The 22,223-nt window shown below is 71.9% G+C and carries 20 protein-coding genes and 1 pseudogene; 9 read left to right on the top strand and 12 right to left on the bottom strand.

Features of this window, described 5'->3' with window-relative positions:
• Window position 1: 1 nt before the first annotated feature.
• Window positions 2-3,148, top strand: coding sequence for an AAA family ATPase (locus BLS99_RS27550; protein ID WP_176953533.1), 3,147 nt, complete (start codon window positions 2-4; stop codon window positions 3,146-3,148).
• A 187-nt stretch (window positions 3,149-3,335) separates the two neighbouring features.
• Entirely contained in the window at window positions 3,336-4,862 is a 1,527-nt protein-coding gene (locus tag BLS99_RS25080) for a multicopper oxidase family protein (protein WP_091054469.1), read from the top strand.
• A gap of 88 nt (window positions 4,863-4,950) precedes the next feature.
• Here the strand turns inward: BLS99_RS25080 and BLS99_RS25075 are convergent, their stop codons facing one another.
• The 3 genes from BLS99_RS25075 to larB are packed head-to-tail and all read right to left on the bottom strand — an operon-like array spanning window position 4,951 to window position 7,476.
• Window positions 4,951-5,325: a PH domain-containing protein gene (locus BLS99_RS25075; RefSeq protein ID WP_091054468.1), complete on the bottom strand. Its 375-nt coding sequence runs from the start codon at window positions 5,323-5,325 to the stop codon at window positions 4,951-4,953.
• Between the two features lie 46 nt (window positions 5,326-5,371).
• A complete protein-coding gene (larC, locus tag BLS99_RS25070; RefSeq protein ID WP_091054467.1) occupies window positions 5,372-6,793 on the bottom strand; it encodes a nickel pincer cofactor biosynthesis protein LarC in 1,422 nt (473 codons plus the stop codon).
• Window positions 6,790-7,476 carry a nickel pincer cofactor biosynthesis protein LarB gene (gene larB / locus BLS99_RS25065; protein ID WP_091054466.1) on the bottom strand — a complete coding sequence of 229 codons (687 nt, stop codon included), beginning with the start codon at window positions 7,474-7,476 and terminating at the stop codon, window positions 6,790-6,792. Before larB ends, larC begins: the two co-directional genes overlap by 4 nt.
• 192 nt (window positions 7,477-7,668) lie before the next feature.
• Between larB and BLS99_RS25060 the strand changes: the two genes are divergently transcribed.
• The 4 genes and pseudogenes from BLS99_RS25060 to BLS99_RS27720 all read left to right on the top strand — a co-directional run.
• Window positions 7,669-8,400 (top strand): glycerophosphodiester phosphodiesterase, encoded by a 732-nt coding sequence (locus tag BLS99_RS25060; RefSeq protein WP_176953532.1) that lies wholly within the window; start codon window positions 7,669-7,671, stop codon window positions 8,398-8,400.
• 113 nt (window positions 8,401-8,513) lie between these two features.
• Window positions 8,514-8,915: an ATP-binding protein gene (locus BLS99_RS25055; RefSeq protein WP_091054464.1), complete on the top strand. Its 402-nt coding sequence runs from the start codon at window positions 8,514-8,516 to the stop codon at window positions 8,913-8,915.
• Window positions 8,916-9,186: 271 nt separating this feature from the next.
• Window positions 9,187-10,497: a glycosyltransferase 87 family protein gene (locus BLS99_RS25050; protein ID WP_218126855.1), complete on the top strand. Its 1,311-nt coding sequence runs from the start codon at window positions 9,187-9,189 to the stop codon at window positions 10,495-10,497.
• 132 nt (window positions 10,498-10,629) lie between these two features.
• Window positions 10,630-10,756, top strand: a pseudogene (locus BLS99_RS27720) (TFIIB-type zinc ribbon-containing protein); the annotation flags it as partial.
• Between the two features lie 266 nt (window positions 10,757-11,022).
• On the opposite strand, the gene dnaB reads toward BLS99_RS27720, so the two are convergent.
• Window positions 11,023-12,474, bottom strand: coding sequence for a replicative DNA helicase (gene dnaB / locus BLS99_RS25040; protein ID WP_091054487.1), 1,452 nt, complete (start codon window positions 12,472-12,474; stop codon window positions 11,023-11,025).
• A 323-nt stretch (window positions 12,475-12,797) separates the two neighbouring features.
• Between dnaB and BLS99_RS25035 the strand changes: the two genes are divergently transcribed.
• Window positions 12,798-13,187, top strand: a complete 390-nt coding sequence (locus tag BLS99_RS25035; RefSeq protein WP_091054462.1) for a hypothetical protein — start codon at window positions 12,798-12,800, stop codon at window positions 13,185-13,187.
• 263 nt (window positions 13,188-13,450) lie between these two features.
• Here BLS99_RS25035 and rplI read toward each other — a convergent pair whose 3' ends face one another.
• The 4 genes from rplI to rpsF are packed head-to-tail and all read right to left on the bottom strand — an operon-like array spanning window position 13,451 to window position 15,066.
• Entirely contained in the window at window positions 13,451-13,912 is a 462-nt protein-coding gene (gene rplI, locus BLS99_RS25030) for a 50S ribosomal protein L9 (RefSeq protein ID WP_091054461.1), read from the bottom strand.
• Between the two features lie 14 nt (window positions 13,913-13,926).
• Complete coding sequence (gene rpsR, locus BLS99_RS25025) at window positions 13,927-14,172, bottom strand: 30S ribosomal protein S18 (RefSeq protein WP_030160643.1); 246 nt, start codon at window positions 14,170-14,172, stop codon at window positions 13,927-13,929.
• A gap of 48 nt (window positions 14,173-14,220) precedes the next feature.
• Complete coding sequence (locus BLS99_RS25020; RefSeq protein WP_091054460.1) at window positions 14,221-14,736, bottom strand: single-stranded DNA-binding protein; 516 nt, start codon at window positions 14,734-14,736, stop codon at window positions 14,221-14,223.
• 39 nt (window positions 14,737-14,775) lie between these two features.
• A complete protein-coding gene (rpsF, locus tag BLS99_RS25015) occupies window positions 14,776-15,066 on the bottom strand; it encodes a 30S ribosomal protein S6 (RefSeq protein WP_091054459.1) in 291 nt (96 codons plus the stop codon).
• Between the two features lie 269 nt (window positions 15,067-15,335).
• Between rpsF and BLS99_RS25010 the strand changes: the two genes are divergently transcribed.
• Window positions 15,336-16,997 (top strand): fumarate hydratase, encoded by a 1,662-nt coding sequence (locus BLS99_RS25010; RefSeq protein WP_091054458.1) that lies wholly within the window; start codon window positions 15,336-15,338, stop codon window positions 16,995-16,997.
• A gap of 381 nt (window positions 16,998-17,378) precedes the next feature.
• Window positions 17,379-18,182: an MHYT domain-containing protein gene (locus tag BLS99_RS25005; RefSeq protein ID WP_091054457.1), complete on the top strand. Its 804-nt coding sequence runs from the start codon at window positions 17,379-17,381 to the stop codon at window positions 18,180-18,182.
• A gap of 90 nt (window positions 18,183-18,272) precedes the next feature.
• Here BLS99_RS25005 and BLS99_RS25000 read toward each other — a convergent pair whose 3' ends face one another.
• From BLS99_RS25000 to BLS99_RS24985, 4 genes are all read right to left on the bottom strand, one after another.
• On the bottom strand, window positions 18,273-19,463 hold the full coding sequence (locus BLS99_RS25000; protein ID WP_245712409.1) for a glycosyl hydrolase family 18 protein: 1,191 nt from the start codon (window positions 19,461-19,463) through the stop codon (window positions 18,273-18,275).
• 165 nt (window positions 19,464-19,628) lie between these two features.
• A complete protein-coding gene (locus BLS99_RS24995; protein ID WP_245712408.1) occupies window positions 19,629-20,024 on the bottom strand; it encodes an ArsR/SmtB family transcription factor in 396 nt (131 codons plus the stop codon).
• Window positions 20,021-20,677: an SRPBCC family protein gene (locus tag BLS99_RS24990; protein ID WP_091054456.1), complete on the bottom strand. Its 657-nt coding sequence runs from the start codon at window positions 20,675-20,677 to the stop codon at window positions 20,021-20,023. The genes BLS99_RS24995 and BLS99_RS24990 overlap by 4 nt, the downstream gene beginning before the upstream one ends.
• 82 nt (window positions 20,678-20,759) lie before the next feature.
• Window positions 20,760-22,124, bottom strand: a complete 1,365-nt coding sequence (locus tag BLS99_RS24985) for a cystathionine beta-synthase (RefSeq protein WP_091054455.1) — start codon at window positions 22,122-22,124, stop codon at window positions 20,760-20,762.
• Between the last annotated feature and the right edge of the window lie 99 nt (window positions 22,125-22,223).

The raw sequence follows: 22,223 nt of genomic DNA, 5'->3' as shown, positions 1-22,223 counted from the left end.
CATGCCGCGCCTAGGTTCCGACCTCCCGCTCTTCGCCCGCGACGCCGAGCTCGCCGCGCTGCGCGACGCGCTCGACGCCGCGAAGACGGGTCGACCGGCGACGGTCCTGGTCTCGGGGGACGCCGGGGTCGGCAAGACCCGGCTCCTCCACGATTTCAACGACAGCGCCGGTGACGGTGTCCTCACCGTCACCGGCCACTGCCTCGACACGGCCGACTCGGCCCTCCCCTACCTCCCCTTCGCCGAGATCGTCGGCGCCCTCGCCCGCGACGAGCCCGACCTCGTCGCCGCGCACCCCGGCCTCCGCCCGCTCCTTCCCGGCCACCCCGGCACGGCCGACGGGGACCTCGGGCGGCTCGGCCTCTTCGAGGCGTTCCACGCCGCGCTCGCCGACCTCGCCTCGGACCGCACCGTCGTCATCACCCTCGAAGACCTCCACTGGGCCGACCGCTCCAGCCGCGACCTCCTCGCGTTCCTCACCTCCCGCCTCACCGGCCAGCGCCTCCTCATCCTCGGCTCCTACCGGGCCGACGCCGTCCACCGCGGCCACCCCCTGCGCCCCCTCCTCGCCGAACTCGTGCGCCTCCCGGCCGTCCAGCGCCTCCAGATCGACCCGTTCGACGCCCAGCACGCCGCCGACTTCGTGCGTGAGCTCAACACTGGGCTCGACGAGGTCTCCGTCTCCAAGATCGCGGCCGCCTCCGAGGGGAACGCGTTCCTCGCCGAGGAACTCGCCGCCGCCGAGACCCACACGGTCACCTTCGAACTCGCCGAGGTCCTGCTCGCCCGCCTCGAACGCCTCCCCGACGCCGCCCGCGGCGTCGTCCGCCTCGCCTCCGTCCTGGGCCGCCGCTTCACCTACCGGCGCCTGAACGCCGCCGCCTGGTCGATGCTCGACGAGACCGGCCTGCGCCACGAGCGCGAACTCGACGAGGCCCTGCGCGCCGCGATCTCGCACGGCATCATCGCGCAGAAGAGCCCCGACACGTACGCGTTCCGCCACGCCCTCCTCGGCGAGGCCGTCTACTCCGACCTCCTTCCGGGCGAACGCATCCGGTACCACCAGAAGATCGCCGAATCCCTCGCCGGCGACGACGGCAAGGGCGCCGAGGCCGAACTCGCCCACCACGCCTACGAGTCCGGGGACCTGCGCTGCGCCCTCGCCGCGTCGGTGCGCGCCGCGAACGAGGCAGTCGAGCTCGCCGCCCCCGCCGAGGCCCTCCTGCACCTCGAACGGGCCCTCGCCCTGTTCGAGCGCGTGCCCGCCGCCCAGCGGCCCGACGGCCTCACCGAACTGCGCCTGACCACCCGCGCCGCCGCCAACGCCGAAGCGTCCGGCGAGATCAAGCGCGCCCAGTCCTACTCCGCGGCCGCCGTGCGCATCGCCGACGCCTCCGGCGACCCCATCCTCGGCGCCTCCACCCGCCGCAAGTACGCCAAGCACCTCCTCACCATCGAGGGCGACGAAGCCCAGGCGCACCAGGTCGCCTGGGAGGCATGGGAACTCGTCAAGGACGAGGAGCCCCGCTCGGTCAAGGCGTGGGCGCAGGCCGTCGTCGCCCGCACCGTCTACTCCAACCGCCGCCACGAGGAGGCCGCCGCCTGGACCGCCGCCGCGATCGCGACCGCCGACGCCGTCATCGGCGACCCGGACCGCGACCCCGACGAGGTGTGCGCCGCCCGCGCCGCGAAGGCCGACGCGATCCTCACCGACACCGTCGCCGCGCACCGCCGCGGCGAGCACACCGTCGAACGCTCCCTCGCCCGCAACAACGAGGCCCTCGACCTCGTCCGCGGCCTCGACTGGCACGAGGTCGAACTCCGCGCCCACTTCAGCAACGGCCTGGTCCTCATCGAGGCCGCCCGCCTCTCCGAGGCCATCGCGCACTTCGACCGCGGCGCCGAACTCGGCCGCCGCACCGGCGACCGGTGGAGCGGCTACGGCGTCGAGATCGCCGTCCGCCAGGTCATCTGCAACTACATGCTCGGCCGCTGGGAGGCGGTCGACGCGAACGGCGAGATGGCCTCCAGCGTCCTCCCCGGCGTCGTCCTCACCCGCCTCGCCGCCGCCGTCCTCCTCGTCGACGTCGCCCGCGGCCGCTTCGAGACCGCCGACCGCCGCCTCGACTACCTCGCCGACCGGTGGCAGCTCGACGGCCAGGTCCTCGCCCTCGCCACCCTCTGCGGCGCCGAACTCGACCGCTGGCGCGGCCGGCCCGCCGACGCGGTCCGCCGCGTCGAGCGCGCCACCGAGTGGATGACCCGCATGAAGGGCTACTACCTCGCGGGCGTCTCCGTGTGCGCCGCCGGCGTCGGCGCCGCCGCCGACCTCGCCCACACCCGCCGCCGCGACGGCGACACCGCCGGAGCGAAGGACGCCGTCGCCGCGGGCGAACGCCTCACCGAGCGCGGCCGGTTCTTCCTGGAGCACGGCCAGCCCCTCTCGGGCACCCTCGGCCCTGAAGGCGTCGCCTGGGCCGCCCAGCTCGACGCCGAAGCCTCCCGCCTCGACGGCGACGGCGACCCCGCCCTGTGGCGGGCCGCCGCCGACGCCTTCGACTACCGCACCGCCATCGCCGCCCAGACCGGCACGGCCGCAACCGAACCGGACCCCGACCCGGTCCCGGCGCTCTCCGAGCAGGAACGCCTCGACCTCGCGCTCACCGACCCGCTCGCCTCCCAGACCTACGCGCTCCTCACCGACGCCGACCTGAACGCGGCGGGACCGGCCCGGGACTGGGCCGAGCCGTACCGGCAGGCGTACGCGCGCTGGCGCCTCGCCGAGGCCCTGCTCGCCGCCACCGGTGCCGACGCGCGGGTGCAGGCCGCGGAGGCGCTGTTCGCGGCCGAGCGCACCGCGCGCGAGCTGGGGGCCGAACCGCTCCAGGCGGAACTGCGCGCCCTCGCCGAGCGGGCCCGCCTCGACGACACGGCGGTCCCGGCCCCGGCGCTGCTGACGCCGCGCGAGCTCGGGGTGCTGCGCCTGGTCGCGCGGGGCCTGACGAACCGGCAGATCGGCGCGGAGCTGTTCATCTCCGAGAAGACCGTCAGCGTGCACCTGTCGCGGGCCATGGCGAAGCTCCAGGTCGCCGGCCGCGCGGCCGCGGTGAACGCCGCCCACCTCCGCGGCTACCTCACCGAGGAGTGACCCTCCAGCGGTGATGCCGGCGCCGCGCCCCGGCGGCGGGCCGGCCGCGTGCGCCGACCGGTGTACGGGCATTCCCGGTATCGATACCGGAGGTTGACTCCCGGTGCCCGCGTAGCCCTGTGGGTGTACGCGCATTGTCTTCTCCGGCCCGATGCGATCAGGCGGCCGCGCCGCGAACATTGCGTCCATGAAGCGGCGTACAGCACTGAAGTGGACCCTCATCGGCGCCGGCGGCGTGGGCGCGATCGCGCTCGGCGGCGCCGGGACCGTCGCGTACTTCTGGGCCGACGCGAAGCTCGACACCTCCGGGAAGATCGACTTCGCCACCCCACTCGCGATCCCCCCGCTCGCCGAGTCGACCGACGACCCCTCCGGCGCCCGCGTGTTCAATCTGGAGATCAAGTCCGGCACCACCCCCCTGAAGGAGGGCCGCGAGACCGCGACCTGGGGCGTCAACGGGAACTTCCTCGGCCCCACCATCCGCGCCAAGCGCGGCGAGGAGGTCGCGTTCTCGGTGTACAACGGGCTCGACGAGGGCACCTCGATCCACTGGCACGGCATGCACCTGCCCGCGGTCATGGACGGCGGCCCCCACCAGGAGGTCGAGCCCGGCGGCTCGTGGACTCCCCAGTGGACGCTCAACCAGCCCGCGGCCACCCTCTGGTACCACCCGCACCCGCACGGGCGCACCGGGAGCCACGTGTACAAGGGCCTGGCCGGGATGTTCATCGTCGACGACGAGGAGTCGGAGGCGCTGCCCCTGCCCGCGACCTACGGCGTGGACGACCTGCCGATGATCGTGCAGGACCGGAACCTCGACGGCGACAATCAGTTCGAGGACGGCGGCTCGTTCCTCAGCATGCAGGGCATCCTCGGCGACCAGATCACCGTCAACGGCACCCTCGGCCCCTACGTCGACGTCACCACCCGCCTGGTGCGGCTGCGGCTGCTCAACGGCTCGGTCTCGCGCCTGTACAACTTCGGGTTCGACGACGACCGCGCGTTCCGGCTCATCGCCACCGACGGCGGCCTCCTCCCCGAGGCGTGGGAGACCGACCGGCTCCAGCTCTCCCCCGGCGAGCGCGCCGAGATCGTCGTCGCGTTCGCCCCCGGCGAGACCGCCGTGCTCCGCTCGTACCCGGCCGACGAGGGCTACACGTCCCCGCTCGGACGCGTCAACGGCGCCGACGACCTGCTCGACGTCTGCGAGTTCCGGGCTGCCGAGACCCTGACCGACGACACCGAGGTCCCGGCGGCCATGGGCGCCGCGCCCGACCTCGACCCGGCCGAGGCCGTCGAGGAGCGCGAGTTCTCCCTCTCGGGCTTCAACCAGATCAACGGCGAGGCGATGGACCTCCAGCGCATCGACTTCGGCGTCCGCGAGGGCACCGTGGAGCTGTGGGAGGTGAGCAACGCGGACGGCTACATGCACAACTTCCACGTGCACGACGTCCAGTTCCAGGTCGTCGCGGTCGACGGCGAGGAGCCGCCGCCGCGGCTGCGGGGCTGGAAGGACACCGTCCAACTGGTGCCGCAGCGCAGGTACCAACTGGCACTGCGGTTCGCGGACTACACCGACCCCGACCTGCCGTACATGTACCACTGCCACATCCTCGCCCACGAGGACTCGGGGATGATGGGCCAGTTCGTGGTCCTCGGCGAGGGCGAGGAGATCGGCACGGTCCCCGCCGCCGCGGCGCACGGGGGCCACTGAGAGCCGGGCGGCGCCGGCCCGGTTCCCCCGTAGGCACCACGGGGACCGGACCGGCGCCGCTCTCAAGTCGTTGCGGGGCTTGCGAAGCCTAGAGGGCGACCGACGCGATGTGCTTGGCGATCGCGGGGAGGTCGACGTTCTCCTTGAACTCGAAGCGGACCTTGCCGAGGCCGCTGAACCACAGGTCGAGCTCGCCGTCGTTGTCGGCGAGGCCGTCGGTCTCGATCGAGAACGCCTGGATCTTGTTGAAGGGCAGGGAGGCGTAGTCCTTCTTGCGGCCGGTGATGCCCTGGACGTTCACGGCGATCACGCGCTTGTTCGTGAACACGATGAAGTCGCGGACGCCTTCGTAGGTCAGGACGACCGCTTCGCCGTCGACCAGCAGGGGCTGGACCTCGTCGCGGAAGCCGGGGTCGTCGGACTGCTTGAGCTTGAAAACCGAGCCATTTTCGAAATCGATCATGCGGGCAGGATATAGCCTGCGGCCCAAGCGCAGGGAAACGCCGCGTTCAGTGCGGATACTCCTGCGCCGCAAGGGCCGTGGCCTGGGCTACGACCACTTTGAGCGGCCGTCCGAGCGCGGCGGCCGCGGTGGCCGCGTCCTCGTACTCGACCGAGGCGTTGACGATCTCGCCGTGCTCGAGCGCGATCTTCACGCCGATCGACTGACCGTCCACATCGACCCTGGTGTACCGCCGCTCCAGCGCGTACTTGTCGATCTCGTAGGAGCGCATGCCGATCGTGGTCGTGTGCCGCACGAGTGCCGACCGGACCCGCGGGACCGCCTCGGCGCGGCAGAGCACGTGGACCGTGTGCGCCGGGCGGCCCTTCTTCATCAGGATCGGCGTCAGCCACGCGTCGGAGGCACCCGCGTCGAGCAGCGCCGCGAGCGCCGCCGGCCACAGGCGCGGATCGAGGTCGTCGACGTTCGTCTCGATGACGACGGGCCGGTTCGACTGCCCCGCTTCGGTTTCGGAGGCGGGACCGGTGTGGTGGTGGGCGTGGGGTTCAGGGGTGGGAGCGGCGGGTTCGCGATCGTGCGTGTGGCCGGGTTCCCCGTCGCGGCCGTGGACGTGCGGGTGCCCGTGATCGTGCCCGTGGCTGTGGTCGTGGTCGTGGTCGTGCGGGTGGATCCGCTCGCTGACGCCATGGGGCAGCGCCTCGACGTTCACGCGGCGCACGGTCGCGTGCGCGGCGCGCTCGGGGGCGGCGACCTCGCGGCCGATGACGAGCCGGATCAGGTTCGCCCGCTCCTGCGGATCGCGTCCGCCCGCGCCGACGCCGACGCGCTCCACGACCATCTCGGGCAGCGGCCCGTACCCCGAGGCGGCGGCGGCGATGATCGCCGCGCCGGTCGGGGTGCACGCCTCGTACGGCACCGCACCCACCACCGGGGCGCCCGCATCGGCGAGGACCCGGAGCACCGCCGGGGCGGGCAGCGGGATCGAACCGTGCGAACCGCGCGTGGTGCCGCCGCCCACGGTCACCGTGGACGCGGTCAGGCGCGTGACGCCCAGCGAGGCGAGGCCGGCGGCCGCGCCCACGATGTCGGCGATCGAGTCGAGTGCGCCCACCTCGTGGAAGTGCACGTCCTCCGCGTCGATGCCGTGCGCGGCGGCCTCGGCCGCCGCCAGGCGCGAGAACGCGTCGAGGGCCAGCTCGCGCGCCGCCTCGTCGAGGTCGGCGGCTTCGAGCATCGCCCGGATCGAGCGCCAGCGCCGGTCGTTGGCCGTCTCGGTCACCTCGACGTCGACCTTCGTCCCGGCCAGGCCGTGCCGCACGGCCCGCTTGGCGTGGAAGCGGATCGGCTCGGTGCCGAGCGCGTCGACCGCCGCCTGCATGAGCTCCAGAGGCACTCCGGCGTCGGCGAGGGCGCCGAGGACCATGTCGCCGCTCGCTCCCGCCGAGCAGTCGAGCCAGGCGACCGTCATCGCTCCGCCTTGACGCCGAGGATGCGGGCCGCGGCCATCGCCGCACCGAAACCGTTGTCGATGTTCACCACCGTCACCCCCGGTGAGCAGGAGTTCAGCATGGTCAGCAGCGGCGCGAGCCCGCCGAACGCGGCCCCGTACCCGACCGAGGTCGGCACCGCGATCACCGGCGCCGAGACCAGGCCGGCGACGACGCTCGGCAGCGCCCCGTCCATGCCCGCCACGACGATCACGCACGCCGCCTCCCGCAGTTCGGGCAGCTTGTCGAGGAGGCGGTGGAGCCCGGCCACGCCGACGTCGGCGGTCAGGCGGGCGTCGAGCCCGTTCGCGCGGGCTGTGATCTCCGCCTCGCGCGCGACCGGCAGATCGGAGGTCCCGGCGCAGACGACCGCGAGCGCGCCGGACTCGGCGGCCGGGAAGTCGCCGACCGCGCACACGCCCGCCTCGACCAGGACCGCGTCGCCGAAGGCGTCGCGGACGGCCGCCTCGCACGCCGCGTCGCAGCGGGTCGCGACCGCGACCCGCCCCGGGTGCGCCTCCCGCAGGGCCGCGAGCGCGCCCACGACCTGCGCAGGGGTCTTGCCCGCCGCGTACACGGCCTCGGCCGTCCCCGTCCGGGCCGGCCGCCCAACGTCGATCTTCGCCCACCCCAGGTCCCGGTAGGCCCCCTCCTCGTAATGCACGCCCCCATCCTCCCTCCCACCCGTCACCCGCCGCCACCCGAACCGGCCCCCGCCGCGCGGCGGTCAGCGCCGGAGGAAGGTCGCCCTCCGGCCACCGCCCGTTCACGCGGCGCCGGGCCCGTTCACCGCCAACATGTGAGCCGGACACCGCTGTGCGACTCGGACGTCGTCCCCACCGTCTATCGTCAAAGGGTGTCCCAGCCGCTGATCGCCGCCCACCGCGGCGCGAACGAGTTCCTCCCGGAGCACTCCATCGCCGCGTTCCGCCAGGCGATCGTCGAGGGTGCCGACGCGTTCGAGTTCGACATCCGCCTCACCGCCGACGGTCAGCTCGTCCTCCACCACGACCGCACCGTCAAGCGCACCTCCGACGGCAAGGGCGCCGTGGCAGACCTCACACTCGCCCAGTTGCGGGAGTTCAACTTCGCGCACCTCTACCCCGACTGCGCCGGCAACCCCGAGGCCGAGCGCATCACCACCCTCGAAGACCTCTTCGGCCTGGTGATCGACTCCGGCAAGGACATCAAGCTCCTCATCGAGGCCAAGCACCCCTCCAAGTTCGGCCCGCGCCTCGAACTGCGGCTCTGGGAGACCCTCCGGCGCTGGCCCGGCCTGGACGTCACGGTCATGTCGTTCTCGCGCGCCGCGCTCAAGACCTGGCGCGGCCTGGACACCGACACGCCGCTGGTGTGGATCTTCGAGTACCCGTTCCGCAAGCCCCCGGAGGGCGTCCAGGTCCTCAGCTCCCGCGTCGACTACGTCGATGCGACCCCCGAGTTCGTCGAACGCAGCCATGAGGCGGGCTACGAGGTGTACGCCTGGACGGTCAACGACGCCGACACCGCGCACCGGATGGCGGGCCTCGAAGTCGACCTGATCTTCACCGACCGGCCCGCCGCGATCCGGCAGACCCTGACGGGCTGAAAGCCGCGTCTCGGGACGGACTCCGCGTGCGACGGTAATGCTGGCGTCGCGCCTCAGTAAAAGGTAGGTTGCTGTATAGCTCCGACCGGCACCGAGGAAGGAAGGGGACCGCGATGCCAGCTGCGACACCGGCGCCAGAGCGGCTGCGCGTCCCCCACCAGTCCGGGGCGCCCGGCCAGGTCCGCCGATGGCTGCGCGAATCGCTTCCCGACCTCCCCGACGAGGCCCGCGACGACCTGCTGGTGTGCGCGACCGAGCTCGTCTCGAACGCGGTCCGCCACGCCCGGCCGCTCCCGGGGAACGAGGTCTGCGTCGTCTACGTCCTGGGCCCGGCCGACGTCGAGGTCCGCGTGATCGACGGCGGCTCCCGCACCCACCCCCACGTCTGCTCGGTGAACCTCGACTCCGCGCACGGCCGCGGCATGTTCATCGTGTCCAAACTGTCCACCGACTGGGGCGCACGCACCCTCGGCGACGGCACCCAGGAAGTCTGGGCCCGCATCCCCTACCGCTAGGCCGTTCACCGAAGAATCCTCGCGTCGACCCGCCTCGCCCCACCGCTGTCGCACCCCCGTGGCACCCTTCAGAACCGGGGGCGCCGAATCCACGCCCGAGCAGCGCCCGACGCCGCCCTGAATCCGACCACCGCTCGTGAGCGCCCGCCTGCGCCGATCGGATGTCGGACCCCGGTGGCACCCTTCAGAACCGGGGGCCCGCGAATCGCGTCCCGGCGGGGCCGCCGCCTGCCCTCCGGCCGGGCTCGCCCGGTCCCCGTACGCTGAGCGGGTGTCGAACCGTCCGCTCATGATCGACCTCGCCTTCTACGCCGTCGCGGCGCTCTTCGCGGGCGCCACCGCGCTGTGGACCACGCTCGAACCGCACTCCCAGTGGGGCGCCATCGCGTTCGGCGGCTACCTGCCCGCCGCGATCTGCGCCGCCGTGCTGCTCACCCAGCCCGGCGCGGTGTGGCGCGGGCGGGCGCTCGTCGCCGCCGGGACGGCGGTCGCCGTCACCGCGATGCCCTTGGCGTTCATGGCGGTCGACCGCGCGAACGGCGTCACCGGCCGTGCCCAGGAGGAGGTCCTCGTCGTCGAGTCCTCCGGCGCCCGCCTCCTCGACACCGGCAGCCCCTACCTCCACGCCGACGCCATCGCCGCCCTCCCCGAACCCCTCCTCGGCTACAACCCCTACCAGCCCGGCATGGCCGTCTTCGGCCTCCCGGCCGCCGCCTTCGGCGAGCACTGGTGGACCGACGCCCGCATCTGGTTCCTCCTCGCCGCCGCGGCCTGCGCCGCCGCCGCGGTCGACCTGCTGCGCCGCCGCCCCGGCGGCCTCGGCGCCGGCAAGGGCCCGCTCCTGCGCGCCTTCCAGGCGATGTTCGTGTTCCCCGTGTGCGCCTTGACGTTCGCCACCGGCGGCGACGACATGCCCGTGGTCGCCCTCATCGTCCTCGCGCTCGCCTACGCCCACCGCGACCGCCCGTTCGCCGCCGGACTCGCCGTGGGCGCCGCCGCGGCCCTGAAGCTGTTCGCCTGGCCCGCCGCCGTCGTCATCGGATTCCTGATCCTGCACCAGGCCGCGCAGGGGACCCGCGGCGGCCTGCGCCGCTACCTCGGCGGCTTCGCGATCCCGGTCGCGGTCACGATGGTCCCGGTGCTGCTGCTCGACGCGCGCGGGTTCTTCGACAACGTCATCGCCTTCGGCCTCGGCCACGGGGTCGTCACCTCTCCCGCGCGGTCGCCGCTGCCCGGGTTCCTCATCGCCGAGCACGTGCCCGGCGGCGGGCTCATCGCCCCCGCGCTGCTCGGCCTCGCCGCCCTCGTCATCGCGGCGCTGCTGTGGACCCGCCCCCCGGCCACGGCCGCCTCGGCCGCCCTGTGGTGCGCCGCAGGGCTGTCGACCGCGTTCCTCCTCATGCCCTCGACCCGCTTCGGGTACCTCCTGTACCCGGTGGTGCTCCTCGGCTGGTGGCTGCCGCTGCGCGACGCGGTCGCGGGCGCGCCCACGCTCTTCGCGGGCGTGGCGAACGAGGCGGTCGACGAACTCGAGCACGAGACCGGCCCCGGGCCGTCGATGGCGGTCGAGTGGTGGCGCTGACGCGGAGGCGACAGCACCGGCGGCTTCAACGCGGGTTCCCGGGCCGGGGCAGCACTCGGCGCGGCCCACGGGCCTCGGCGCGGCACTGAACGGATCTCGCGTCGCGCGCCCGAAGTGTGTACCGTGACCGGTATGCAACTCACCTGCCCCAAGTGCGCTGCGGTCATGCACCAGTACGAGCGCAACGGCATCGTCGTCGACCAGTGCTCGGGCTGTCGGGCGGTGCTCCTGGACCGCGGGGAGCTCGAACACCTCATCGACACCGAGAAGTGGGTCAGCAACATCCGGCCCGGCACCCCGGCCGGGCCCATGCCCGGGTACACGGCGGCCGAGCCCGACACGGCCCAGACCATGCGGATTAAGGAGCGACGGACGCTCCTCCAGATCCTCTTCGGCGACTAGCGCCGACCCGGGCGCGGACGCGCTCACTCCCTGGCGGGCCCTCCTCGGGCCGGCCTGACCTCGGAAGGCCGAGGTCGCAGGCGGCTCCGTCCCAGACGGCGCCGCGGCAGGCGGCTCGGCCGCTCAGACGGCCATGTCGACGAAGCGCGACAGGTGGAGCTGGGCCGCCACGGTGATCGTGTCCGTGGCGCCGTTGCGGTGCTTGGCGACGATGAAGTCGGCCTCGCCGGCGCGCGGCGACTCCTTGTCGTAGTAGTCCTCGCGGTGCAGGAGGATGACGACGTCGGCGTCCTGCTCCAGCGAGCCGGACTCGCGGAGGTCGGAGAGCTGCGGCCGCTTGTCGGTGCGCTGCTCGGGCCCGCGGTTGAGCTGGGCGACGGCGATCACCGGGCACTGCACCTCTTTGGCGAGGAGCTTGAGGCCGCGGGAGATCTCGGAGACCTCCTGCTGGCGCGACTCCACTTTCTTCGGCGAGGTCATGAGCTGGAGGTAGTCGACGACGATGAGCTTGAGGTCGTGGCGCTGCTTGAGGCGCCGGGCCTTGGCCCGGATCTCCATCATGGTCATCGACGCCGTGTCGTCGACGAACAGCGGCGCCTCGGAGATGTCGCCCATGCGCTTGGCCAGGCGCGTCCAGTCGTCGTCGGACAGGTCGCCCGAGCGCAGGACGTGCATCGGGACGCGGGTCTCGGCCGAGAGCAGGCGCATCACGATCTCGAGCTTGCTCATCTCGAGCGAGAACAGGGCCGCGGCGTGCCGGTGGTGCAGGGACGCGTGACGCATGAAGTCCATTGCGGCCGTTGACTTTCCGGCGCCGGGGCGGCCGGCGACGATGATGAGCTGGCCGGCCTGGAGGCCCGAGAGGAGCCGGTCGAGGTCGGCGAAGCCGGTCGGGATGCCGGTCATGACGCCCTGGTTGGCGCCGATGGCCTCGATCTCGTCCATCGCGGGCTGGAGGAGGTCGGACAGGACCGCGAAGTCCTCGCTCTGGCGGTTGTCGGTGACCTCGTAGACGGCCTGCTGCGCGAGGTCGACCAGGTCGTCGATGTCGCGCCCGCCCTGGCCGCCGCCGTAGCCGTACTGGACGACCTTCGTGCCGGCCTCGATGAGGCGGCGCAGGATCGCCTTCTCCTTGACGATCTTCGCGTAGTACCCGGCGTTGGCGGCCGTGGGGACGGCGTTGAGGAGGTCGTGGAGGTAGGGGCCGCCGCCGATCTTGGCGAGGTCGCCGGTGTCGGCGAGGGCCGCGGCGATGGTGACGGCGTCGGCGGGCTCGCCGTTGCCGAACTTGTCGATGACGGCGTCGAAGATCATGCCGTGCTTGGGCTGGTAGAAGTCGCCCGGGCCGAGGACCTCGATGACGTCGGCGATGGCGTCCTTGCTCATGAGCATGCCGCCGAGGACCGACATCTCGGCCTGGTGGTCCTGGGGCGGGGTGCGCTCGTAGGTGCGGGTGGACCCGCCGCCGCTGCCGTTGCCGCCGCCGAAGGGGTCCTCGGGGGGCGTGTCGAAATAGGAGCCGTTCGCACCGTTGGCGCCTCGCGAGAAGACGCCGTCCGTCGACACGTCGGTCATGCCGTCCACCCCCTCGGTCACCGTGCGTTCATGGAGACAGTACCGCCCGCATACGACAGAAGGGCGGCGTCAACGACGCTATGTCGCGCCGCGCACGGTTGCAAACGCCCCTGTGGACAACCTGTGGACAAGGCTGTGGATAACCTGTGGATAACCGGGGTCGGGCCTGTGGACAACCTGTGGACAAAGAGGCGAGGGGGCCTCGAATCCGGGTCGGGAGCTGCGCCGACGTCGTCCACTGCCTGTGGACGGAAATCCGTTCGTGCCAACTTGCCACTAGCATGGGGGACGTCCCCGGCACGGATCAGAGGAGAGGCGGGCCCATGACCGCTCCGCAGCGCCCCGAGCGCAGGCCGCGCCTCGACCCCGAAGGCGACGACCGGCCCGGTGAGCGCGCGTTCACTCCGACGTTGCTGGTGACCCTCGCGTGGTACGCCGTGCCGGTGGCCGTCTACCTGACGTGGGTGCTGTCGCAGCCGCCAGTGGACGCGAGCTGCGCGGCGACGGGATGCTCGGCGCCCGCGCGCATCGGCGCGGCGGTCGCGGGCGGCTGGGCGTGGACGCTCTCGTCGCTCACCGCGAGCCTCCTCGTGGCGGTGCTGCTGCGCCTGCCGCGCGCCGGATGGCGTGCGGGCGTGGCGGGTTCGGCCGCGGCGATCCTGGGGGCGGGGCTGGTGACGGTGACGCTGCGGACCGCCGGCTGGGTGATCTGAGGCCGTACGGGCGGCCCCGGGTACCCGCCCGAACCCACCTTCTCCACTACCGAGGAAAGACCAGCAGCCGAAAAGCACCAACCTCCCACCCGGGTGCGACGGGGGTGGGCCCGCGGGGAAGGGCGGGGGCGGGGGATCGTTCGAACATCGGCGGGCGAAGCGGTCGATAAAGGATGTTTCGGGCGTGGAGGGTTCACTCGAAAGCGTGGACGGACATGACGAGGGCCCGCGACCGTCCGGTCGCGGGCCCTCGTCGCGCTTGCCTACTTCTTGCGGCGCTTGGCCGGGGTGACCTGGAGCTTGAACTTCGCGGTCACCTCCGGGTGCAGCTTGACCGACACGTCGTAGGTGCCGACCGACTTGATGGTCGAGGCGAGCTCGACGCGGCGGCGGTCGATCTTCGGGCCGCCGGCCTCGTCGACGGCCTTGACGATGTCGGCCGCGGTGATGGAACCGAACAGGCGGTCGCCGTCGCCGGTGCGGGCGACGATGTGGGCGTCCGTCTGCTTCAGCTTGTCCGCCACCGAGCGGGCCTTGTCCAGGTCGTGGATCTGGCGGGAGGCACGCGCACGCTGGATCGCGTCGACCTCCTTCTGACCGCCCTTGGTCCACGCGATCGCAAGGCCCTGCGGCAGCAGGTAGTTGCGGCCGTAGCCGGGCTTGACCTCGACGACGTCACCGGCCGAACCGAGGTTGGGCACCTCATGAGTCAGGATGATCTTCATAAGTGCGCTCCTTCCTAGCGGGTCTGGCTGGTGTACGGGAGCAGGGCCATCTCGCGGGCGTTCTTGACGGCCGCGGCGATCTGGCGCTGCTGCTGGGTGGTCACGCCGGTCACACGGCGGGCACGGATCTTGCCGCGGTCGGAGATGAACTTCCGCAGCAGCGCCGTGTCCTTGTAGTCGACGTACTCGATACCCTCTTTTTCAAGCGGGTTCGGCTTCTTCTTCGGCTTCCGCAGGGGAGCCGATTTCGGGTTGGCCATTGTGCTGTCTTGCCTCTTACTCGAGATCGTGTTCCGGGCCGGGCCCGGTTAGAACGGCGGGTCCTCGTCGAAGCCGCCGGAGCCGGCGCCACCGCCGGCCGGGGCCGCAGAGGCCCAAGGGTCGTCGGGCATCGAACCGCCGGCGCTGGAACCGCCGCCGCCCCCGAAGGAGCGGCCGCCGCCTCCACCGCCGCCGGACGCGCCGGACCGGTTGAGCTTCGCGGTGGAGAACCGCAGCGCGGGGCCAACTTCCTCGACGTCGAGCTCGTACACAGTGCGCTTCTCGCCCTCGCGGGTCTCGTAGCTGCGCTGCTTGAGCCTGCCCTGCACGATCACGCGGGTACCGCGCGAAAGCGACTCGGCGACGTTCTCGGCGTACTGGCGCCAGACGCTGCAGGTGAGGAACAACGCCTCACCGTCTTTCCACTGGTTCGTCTCTTTGTCGAACGCACGCGGGGTTGATGCGATGCGGAACTTCGCGACGGCGGCACCGGACGGCGTGTAACGCAGTTCGGGGTCGTCGACGAGGTTGCCGATAACCGTGATGACTGTCTCTCCTGCCATGACCTATCTCCTTGACGGTCTCGCAGTTGCAGGGTCGGGTTACCGAAGCTCCGGTCGCAGCACCTTGGTCCGCAGCACCGACTCGCTGAGCCGGAGCTGACGGTCCATCTCCGCGACGGGACCGGGCTCGGACTGCAGGTCGACGACGGCGTAGACGCCCTCGTTGCTCTTGTTGATCTCGTAGGCGAGACGGCGGCGACCCCAGACGTCGATCTTGTCGACGGCTCCTCCGGCGTCCTTGACGCCCTTGAGGAACTTCTCCAGCGTCGGGCCGACCTGGCTCTCCTCGAGGTTGGGTTCGAGGATCACCATGAGTTCATAGTGCCGCAAGATCGCTCCACCTCCTTCGGTCTCAATCGGCTGCGGTCTCTCCGCAGCAGGAGGAATCACTTGCGCGCTGCCCGCCTCGCGGTGGGCAACCTGGCAATCGTACCTGCTTACGGGCGGTGCGGCCGGGCCGCTCCGCCACGGGTGTGACGCTACCCGCCGGGTGCGACAGCCCGCAGCCCGACACCGCGCCGAAACCGGCCCGCCGTCCGGTTCGCGGGGCGCCCGCGCCGGTCCCGGAGTGCGGGAGGCGCCGCGCTAAGTTCGGAGTCATGACTTCGGAGTTCCAGTACACGGACCTGCTTCCCACCGGCCCGGACACCACCGAGTACCGCCTGCTCACGACGGACGGGGTGAGCACGGTCGAGGCCGCCGGCCGGCGGTTCCTCACCGTGGAGCCCGAGGTCCTCACGCACCTGGCCGCCGAGGCGGTCAAGGACATCTCCCACTTCCTGCGCCCCGCGCACCTCGCCCAGCTCCGCTCGATCCTCGACGACCCCGAGGCCAGCGGCAACGACCGGTTCGTGGCGATGGACCTGCTCAAGAACGCGAACATCGCCTCCGGCATGGTCCTGCCGATGTGCCAGGACACCGGCACCGCGATCGTCATGGGCAAGCGCGGGCGCCACGTCCTCACCGACGGCCGCGACGCCGAGCACCTGTCGCGCGGCGTGTGGCAGGCGTACCGCGACCTCAATCTCCGCTACAGCCAGATGGCCCCGCTGACCATGTGGGACGAGAAGAACACCGGCTCGAACCTGCCCGCCCAGATCGACCTGTACGCCGAGGGCGACGACGCGTACAAGTTCCAGTTCATCGCCAAGGGCGGCGGCTCGGCGAACAAGTCGTTCCTGTTCCAGGAGACCAAGGCGATCCTCAACCCGGACGCGATGATGCGGTTCCTGGAGGAGAAGCTGCGCCAGATCGGCACCGCCGCGTGCCCGCCGTACCACCTGGCGATCGTCATCGGCGGCACCAGCGCCGAGTACGCGCTCAAGACCGCGAAGTACGCCTCCACGAAGTACCTCGACGCGATGCCCACCGAGGGCTCGCCGTCCGGGCACGGCTTCCGCGACCTCGCGCTGGAGCAGGAGGTGCTCGAGCTCACCCGCCAGTTCGGGATCGGGGCCCAGTTCGGCGGCAAGTACTTCTGCCACGACGTGCGCGTCATCCGCCTGCCGCGCCACGGCGCCTCTCTGCCGGTGGCGCTCAGCGTCTCCTGCTCGGCCGACCGCCAGGCCATGGCCAAGATCACCGCCGAGGGCGTGTTCCTGGAGCAGCTGGAGCGCGACCCGAGCCGGTACGTGCCGGAGGTCCGGGAGGACGACCTCGACGACGACGCCGTGCGCATCGACCTGAACCGGCCGATGAGCGAGATCCGCGCCGAGCTGTCGAAGTACCCGGTGAAGACCCGCGTGTCCCTCACCGGGACGCTCGTGGTCGCCCGCGACATCGCGCACGCCAAGATCAAGGAGCGCCTGGACGCGGGCGAGGAGATGCCGCAGTACCTCAAGGACCACGCGGTCTACTACGCCGGGCCCGCGAAGACCCCCGAGGGCTACGCCTCCGGGTCCTTCGGGCCGACCACCGCCGGGCGCATGGACTCGTACGTCGACCAGTTCCAGGCCGCGGGCGGCTCGTTCGTCATGCTCGCCAAGGGGAACCGCTCGCAGCGCGTCACCGACGCGTGCAACGCGCACGGCGGCTTCTACCTCGGCTCGATCGGCGGGCCCGCCGCCAAGCTCGCGCAGGAGAACATCAAGTCGATGGAGGTCCTGGAATACCCCGAGCTGGGCATGGAGGCGGTCTGGAAGATCGAGGTCGAGGACTTCCCGGCGTTCATCGTCGTGGACGACAAGGGCAACGACTTCTACGAGGCCACCCGCCAGCCGGTCCTCACCGTGGGCCGCCGCCGGCACATCACCGTCACGTAGAAGGCAACGCCACTTAGAGAGCACCGTCCCGGAAGAGGCACCGTCACGTAAGGCGCTGAAAGCAGGGCCACCGACCATCAGGTCGGCGGCCCTGTCCCGTTGCGCCCCTTGGTGAACCGTGATGACTGTGAGACAGCGCACAACGCTTGTCCGGATCAGTGCGAACGGCCAGAGTTCCGTCCGCCGCTCGGCGGAATTCTCGGCCCGGCCCTGTCGCCCCTGTGCACGAACGAGCGGTTTCGCGCGATGCCCGGCCCGCCGCAAAGGGCATGGAACGACCGGTAGTCGGCAATACGGGAGAATCGAACGGCCCCAACGGGGCCCTTCCTGCGGATACGATCCGAATCCCATACTCCGGTACCCCCACTCCTCGGATTCCGCATGATCGAACACTTCTCCCACGGGTACACCACCCTCCCCGTGGCGTTCCTGGTCTCCATGACCGGCTCCGCCCTCGGCCTCCTCCTCGCCCGCCACGCCCGCCGCCACGACCGGCCCGCCCGCCGCGCCCTCTGGCTCCTGGTCGCCGCGTTCGCCATCGGCGGCACCGGCATCTGGGTCATGCACTTCGTCGCCATGCTCGGGTTCACCGTGCGCGACGTGCGCATCCTCTACGACCCGTGGACGACCGCGCTCAGCGCCCTCATCGCCGTGGCCGTCGTCGCGTGCGGCCTGTTCGCCATCGGCCTCGGCCGGTACTCCCCGCTCCGGCTCGCCGCCGCCGGGACGCTCACCGGGATCGGCGTGGCCGCCATGCACTACACGGGCAAGGCCGCCGTCAGCGCCGAACTCGAGTTCGGGTACCGCATCGGGTACGTCGTCGCCTCGGTCGCCGTCGCGATCGGCGCCGCCACCACCGCCCTGTGGCTCTCGTGGCGGCTCCAGCGCGCCGCCTCGATGTGGCTCGCCGCCGCCGTCATGGCCGTCGCCGTCAACCTCATGCACTACACGGGGATGCTCGGCGTGCGCACCACCGGCACCGCGGCGGAGGCCCCGCACGGCGTCGACGCCGTCGACCTCGTCTTCCCCATGGCGATCCTCACCGCGATCGTCCTGCTCTTCCTGGTGTTCACCGTGGTCATGGTGCCCACCGACGAGGAGCTGCGCGCCGATGAGCACCTCACCACCCTTCAGCGGCGCACCACCGACCGCCCGGTCGCCGGGCGCAAGCCCCCGCGCTACTGACCCGCACGGGCGCCGCGGCGGCGCCCGGACGCACGGACCGGCCCCGCTCGAACGAGCGGGGCCGGTCCACTTGCGAGAGAGGGTAGGGCCTTATCCGCCGACGGTGTTGGCGAAGTTGTAGTTGTTCGTCGCGTCCCAGTTGATCGACCAGGTCATCGCCCCGCCGATGCCCGGGTACGCCTGGGCGGGGACGAAGTCGCCGCAGCGCTGGCGCGTCTCCAGGCACGTGATCGCGTCGTTGACCATCGTCGGGTTGACGTAGCCCGAGCCCGCGGCGCTCTGGACGGCCGGGAGGCCGAGGCCGACCTGGCTCGGGGCGAGCCCGGCCTGGAGCTGGATGCACGCCTGGGCGGTGAGGAAGTCGATGTCGCCCTGGGCGTAGACCTGTCCGTTGCAGCCGAGCATGGTGCCCGAGTTGTAGTACTGCATGTTGACGATCGTCAGGATGTCCTTGGTGTTGACCGCGAGCTGGTAGTACCCCGCGGAGGTGGACTGGAAGTCGATCGTCTGCGGCGCCATCGTGTACGTGAAGCCGGGCTTCTGCGAGCTGATCGAGCGCAGCGCGGTCTCGAGCGCGCCGGCGTTGATGCCGTGCTCGAGGTCGATGTCGACGCCGTCGAAGCCGAACTCGTTCATCAGGCCGACCACCGAGCCCGCGAATGCCGCGGCGGTGGCCGAGTTGTTGATGGTGACGTTGCCGCGCTCGCCGCCGACGGAGATGATGACGTCCCGGCCCTGGGCCTGGATCGCGTCGATGTCGGCCTTGAACTCGGCCTCGGTGTAGCCGGCGTTGGTGAGGCTGGAGTCGAGGGCGAAGTCGACCTGGCCGGGCGTGGTCGTGGACTCGGCGAAGGCCACCGCGATGATGTCGTAGGTCGCGGGGACGTCGTTCAGCTCCATGACGCCGGAGCCGTTGTCGAAGTTGTGCCAGTAGCCGGTGAGGTTGTTGCCGCCCTGGCCCGGGCCGCCCGTGGGCGGGTCGGTCGGGTCCTCGGTGGTCGGCGGCTCGGCGCCGTCGCAGGCGCCGAGGTCCTGCCAGACGCCCCACTGGCCGGTGGTGCCGGGGGTCTCGCCGGTGGTCCACCACTTGGCGCGGTACTCGCGCTGCTGGTGGCTGACGAGGTCGCCGCCCACGTAGACGGCGCTGGAGCGCCACGCCGGGCCCTCGCAGGCGACCTGGGCGGAGGCGTTGTTGGCGAAGGCGATCGGCACCGCGACGGCGGCGCCCGCGGTGGCGAGCGCGACGGCGGCGGTGATCGCCGTTCTGCGGATGGGGCGCAAGGGACCTCCAGATATTTAAAGATTCCTAAATGTAACTCCCCAATCGTGCTGGTCGTCACGCCGCTTGTCAAGAGGTCCGCTCGCAGTAATATCCGACTCGCCCGGTTTGCGGGGCGCTTCTGCAAGCCCCGCAACCAAACGAGTCGGACTCCTAACTGTTCGCCGCTACGCCGCGCCGCGCCTCCGCCGGTCCCGGACGGGCTCGGCCCGGCCCTGGAGGCGCCGCTCCCGCTTCCCCCGCGCGAGCTCGGTCTCCAGGGCGTCGAGCGGCCCGGCGAACCCGTCGGCGAACCGCTCCAGCCAGGCGCGCACCCGCGCGAGGCCGGCGTCGTCGGCGCCGTAGATCCGGCGCGTCCCCTCGGCGCGCACCGTCACGAGCCCGGCCTCCCGGAGCACCTTGAGGTGCTGGGACACCGCCGGCTGCGAGATCCCCAGCGACTCCTTGAGGATCGCCGCCAGGGCCCCGGCGGGCGCCTCGCCCTCGGCGAGGAGCTCCATGACGCGGCGGCGCACCGGGTCGCCGAGCGCGTCGAACGCGGCCTCGGCACCGTCGCCGCTCACGCCTGCGGCTCCTCCGGAGGGGCGACGGTGTAGAACGCGACGACGTTCTCCAGGGCCGCGTCGGCGGCCTCCCGGTCGTCGCCGTCGTCGACCGCGGCCTGCGCCCAGCCGCCCCCGGCGAGGCGCGCGAACGCGACCCCGTCCGGGCCGGTCATCCACGCCTCGAACTCGGCGGCGTCGAGCGGCGTGCCGGTCTCGAGGTAGACGCCGAGGCCGTACAGGCTGCCGTCCCAGCCGATGCCGACCGCGCCGGGCCCGTACTGGCGCCACATCTCGGGGTCGACGACCGCCTCGTGGACGAGTTCGAGGACGGTGCCGCCCTCGCCCTTGCTCAGGTTCACGGTCATCCAGGAGACCTGGCCGCCGAACTCCCAGGTCGCCGAGAGCGAGTCGGGGGCTTCGCAGCGCTCGACGAGGCCGCCGGCGTTCCCCTCGAACTGGTAGCGGCCGCCGACCTCGAGGTCCCCGCTGACGGGCAGGAACCAGCGCGGCAGGCGCTCGGGACTGGTGAGCGCGTCCCAGACGTCGGCCTGCTCGGCGCGGTACGTGCGGCGGGCGACCAGCACCTTCGTGGCGGCGCCCTCGCGCTCGCCGGTGCGGATCTCCCTGGCCACCATCCTGGCGGCGGTGATCGGGTCTGCGGTTGCCGACATGGCCCCTCCTTGTATAAGTTGAGACTTATATTAGGGGAGGCCGGGCCGCCGCGTCAACGAACCGCCGAAATGACCGCCGGCATCACCGCTCCACGTAGCTGAGCAGGTCCTGCCGCGTCAGCACCCCGACCGGCTTGCCCTCGGCGAACACCATGAGCGCGTCCCGGTCCTGGAGCGCCGCCACCGCCCGCTCCACCTGCTCGCCCGACCCGATCGTCGGCAGCGGCGCACCGATGTGCCGCTCGATCGGATCGTGCAGCGTCGCCTTCCCCCCGAACAGCGCGTCCATCAGGTCCCGCTCCGCCACCGCGCCCGCGACCTCGCCCGACGTCACCGGCGGCTCCGCCTTCAGCACCGGCATCTGGCTCACCCCGAACTGGCGCATGATGTCGATCGCCTCGCGCACCGTGTCCTGCGGATGCACGTGGACCAGCTCGGGGATGTCCCCGCCCTTGCCCGCCAGCACCTCGCCGACCGTCGTCTTCCCGGACCCGCCCATGAACCCGAACTCGGTCATCCACGAGTCGTTGAAGATCTTCGACAGGTACCCGCGGCCCCCGTCGGGGAGGATCACCACGATCACGTCCCCCGGGTCCGCGTCCCGCGCCACCGCGACCGCCCCGACCACCGCCATCCCCGCCGAACCGCCCACCAGCAGGCCCTCCTCGCGGGCCAGGCGGCGCGTCATCGCGAACGACTCCGCGTCCGTCACCTCCACGATCCGGTCCGCCAGGCCCCGGTCGTAGTTCGACGGCCAGAAGTCCTCGCCCACGCCCTCGACCAGGTACGGCCGGCCCGTCCCGCCCGAGTACACCGACCCCTCCGGGTCCGCGCCCACGACCTGCACCCTCCCGCCCGAGACCTCCTTGAGGTACCTCCCGATCCCGGTGATCGTCCCGCCCGTGCCGACCCCCGCGACCAGGTGCGTGATCCGCCCGTCCGTCTGCTCCCAGACCTCCGGGCCCGTCTGCGCGTAATGCGACGCCGGGTTCGCCGGGTTCGAGTACTGGTCCGGCTTCCACGCGCCCTCGATCTCGCCCATCAGGCGGTCCGAGACCTTGTAGTACGAGCGCGGGTCCTCCGGGTCCACCGCCGTCGGGCACACCACGACCTCCGCGCCGTACGCCTTCAGCACGTTCCGCTTGTCCTCCGACACCTTGTCCGGGCACACGAACACGCACCGGTAGCCGCGCTGCTGCGCCACCATCGCCAGGCCCACGCCCGTGTTCCCCGACGTCGGCTCCACGATCGTCCCGCCCGGCTTCAAGGCGCCCGACGCCTCCGCCTCGTCGATCATGCGCTGCGCGATGCGGTCCTTGATGGACCCGCCCGGATTCAGGTACTCGACCTTCGCCAGCACCGTCGCCGGAGCGCCGTCGGTGACGGACCCCAGCTTCACCAGCGGCGTGTTCCCGATGAGACCGAGCACGGATTCGTGATACTGCATGGCCCCAGCCTAAAGCCTCCCCACCGCCCCGCCCCGGGGCCGCGACCCGCGATTCCCCTCCCCGCCGACGGCCCGCCCACGTCCCGCTGCGTGGATACG

The sequence above is a fragment of the Glycomyces sambucus genome (assembly GCF_900102815.1).
Taxonomy (GTDB): Bacteria; Actinomycetota; Actinomycetes; order Mycobacteriales; family Micromonosporaceae; genus Glycomyces; species Glycomyces sambucus.
The sequence above is the reverse complement of the archived record's forward strand: the minus strand, read 5'-3'. Positions and strand labels throughout refer to the sequence as shown.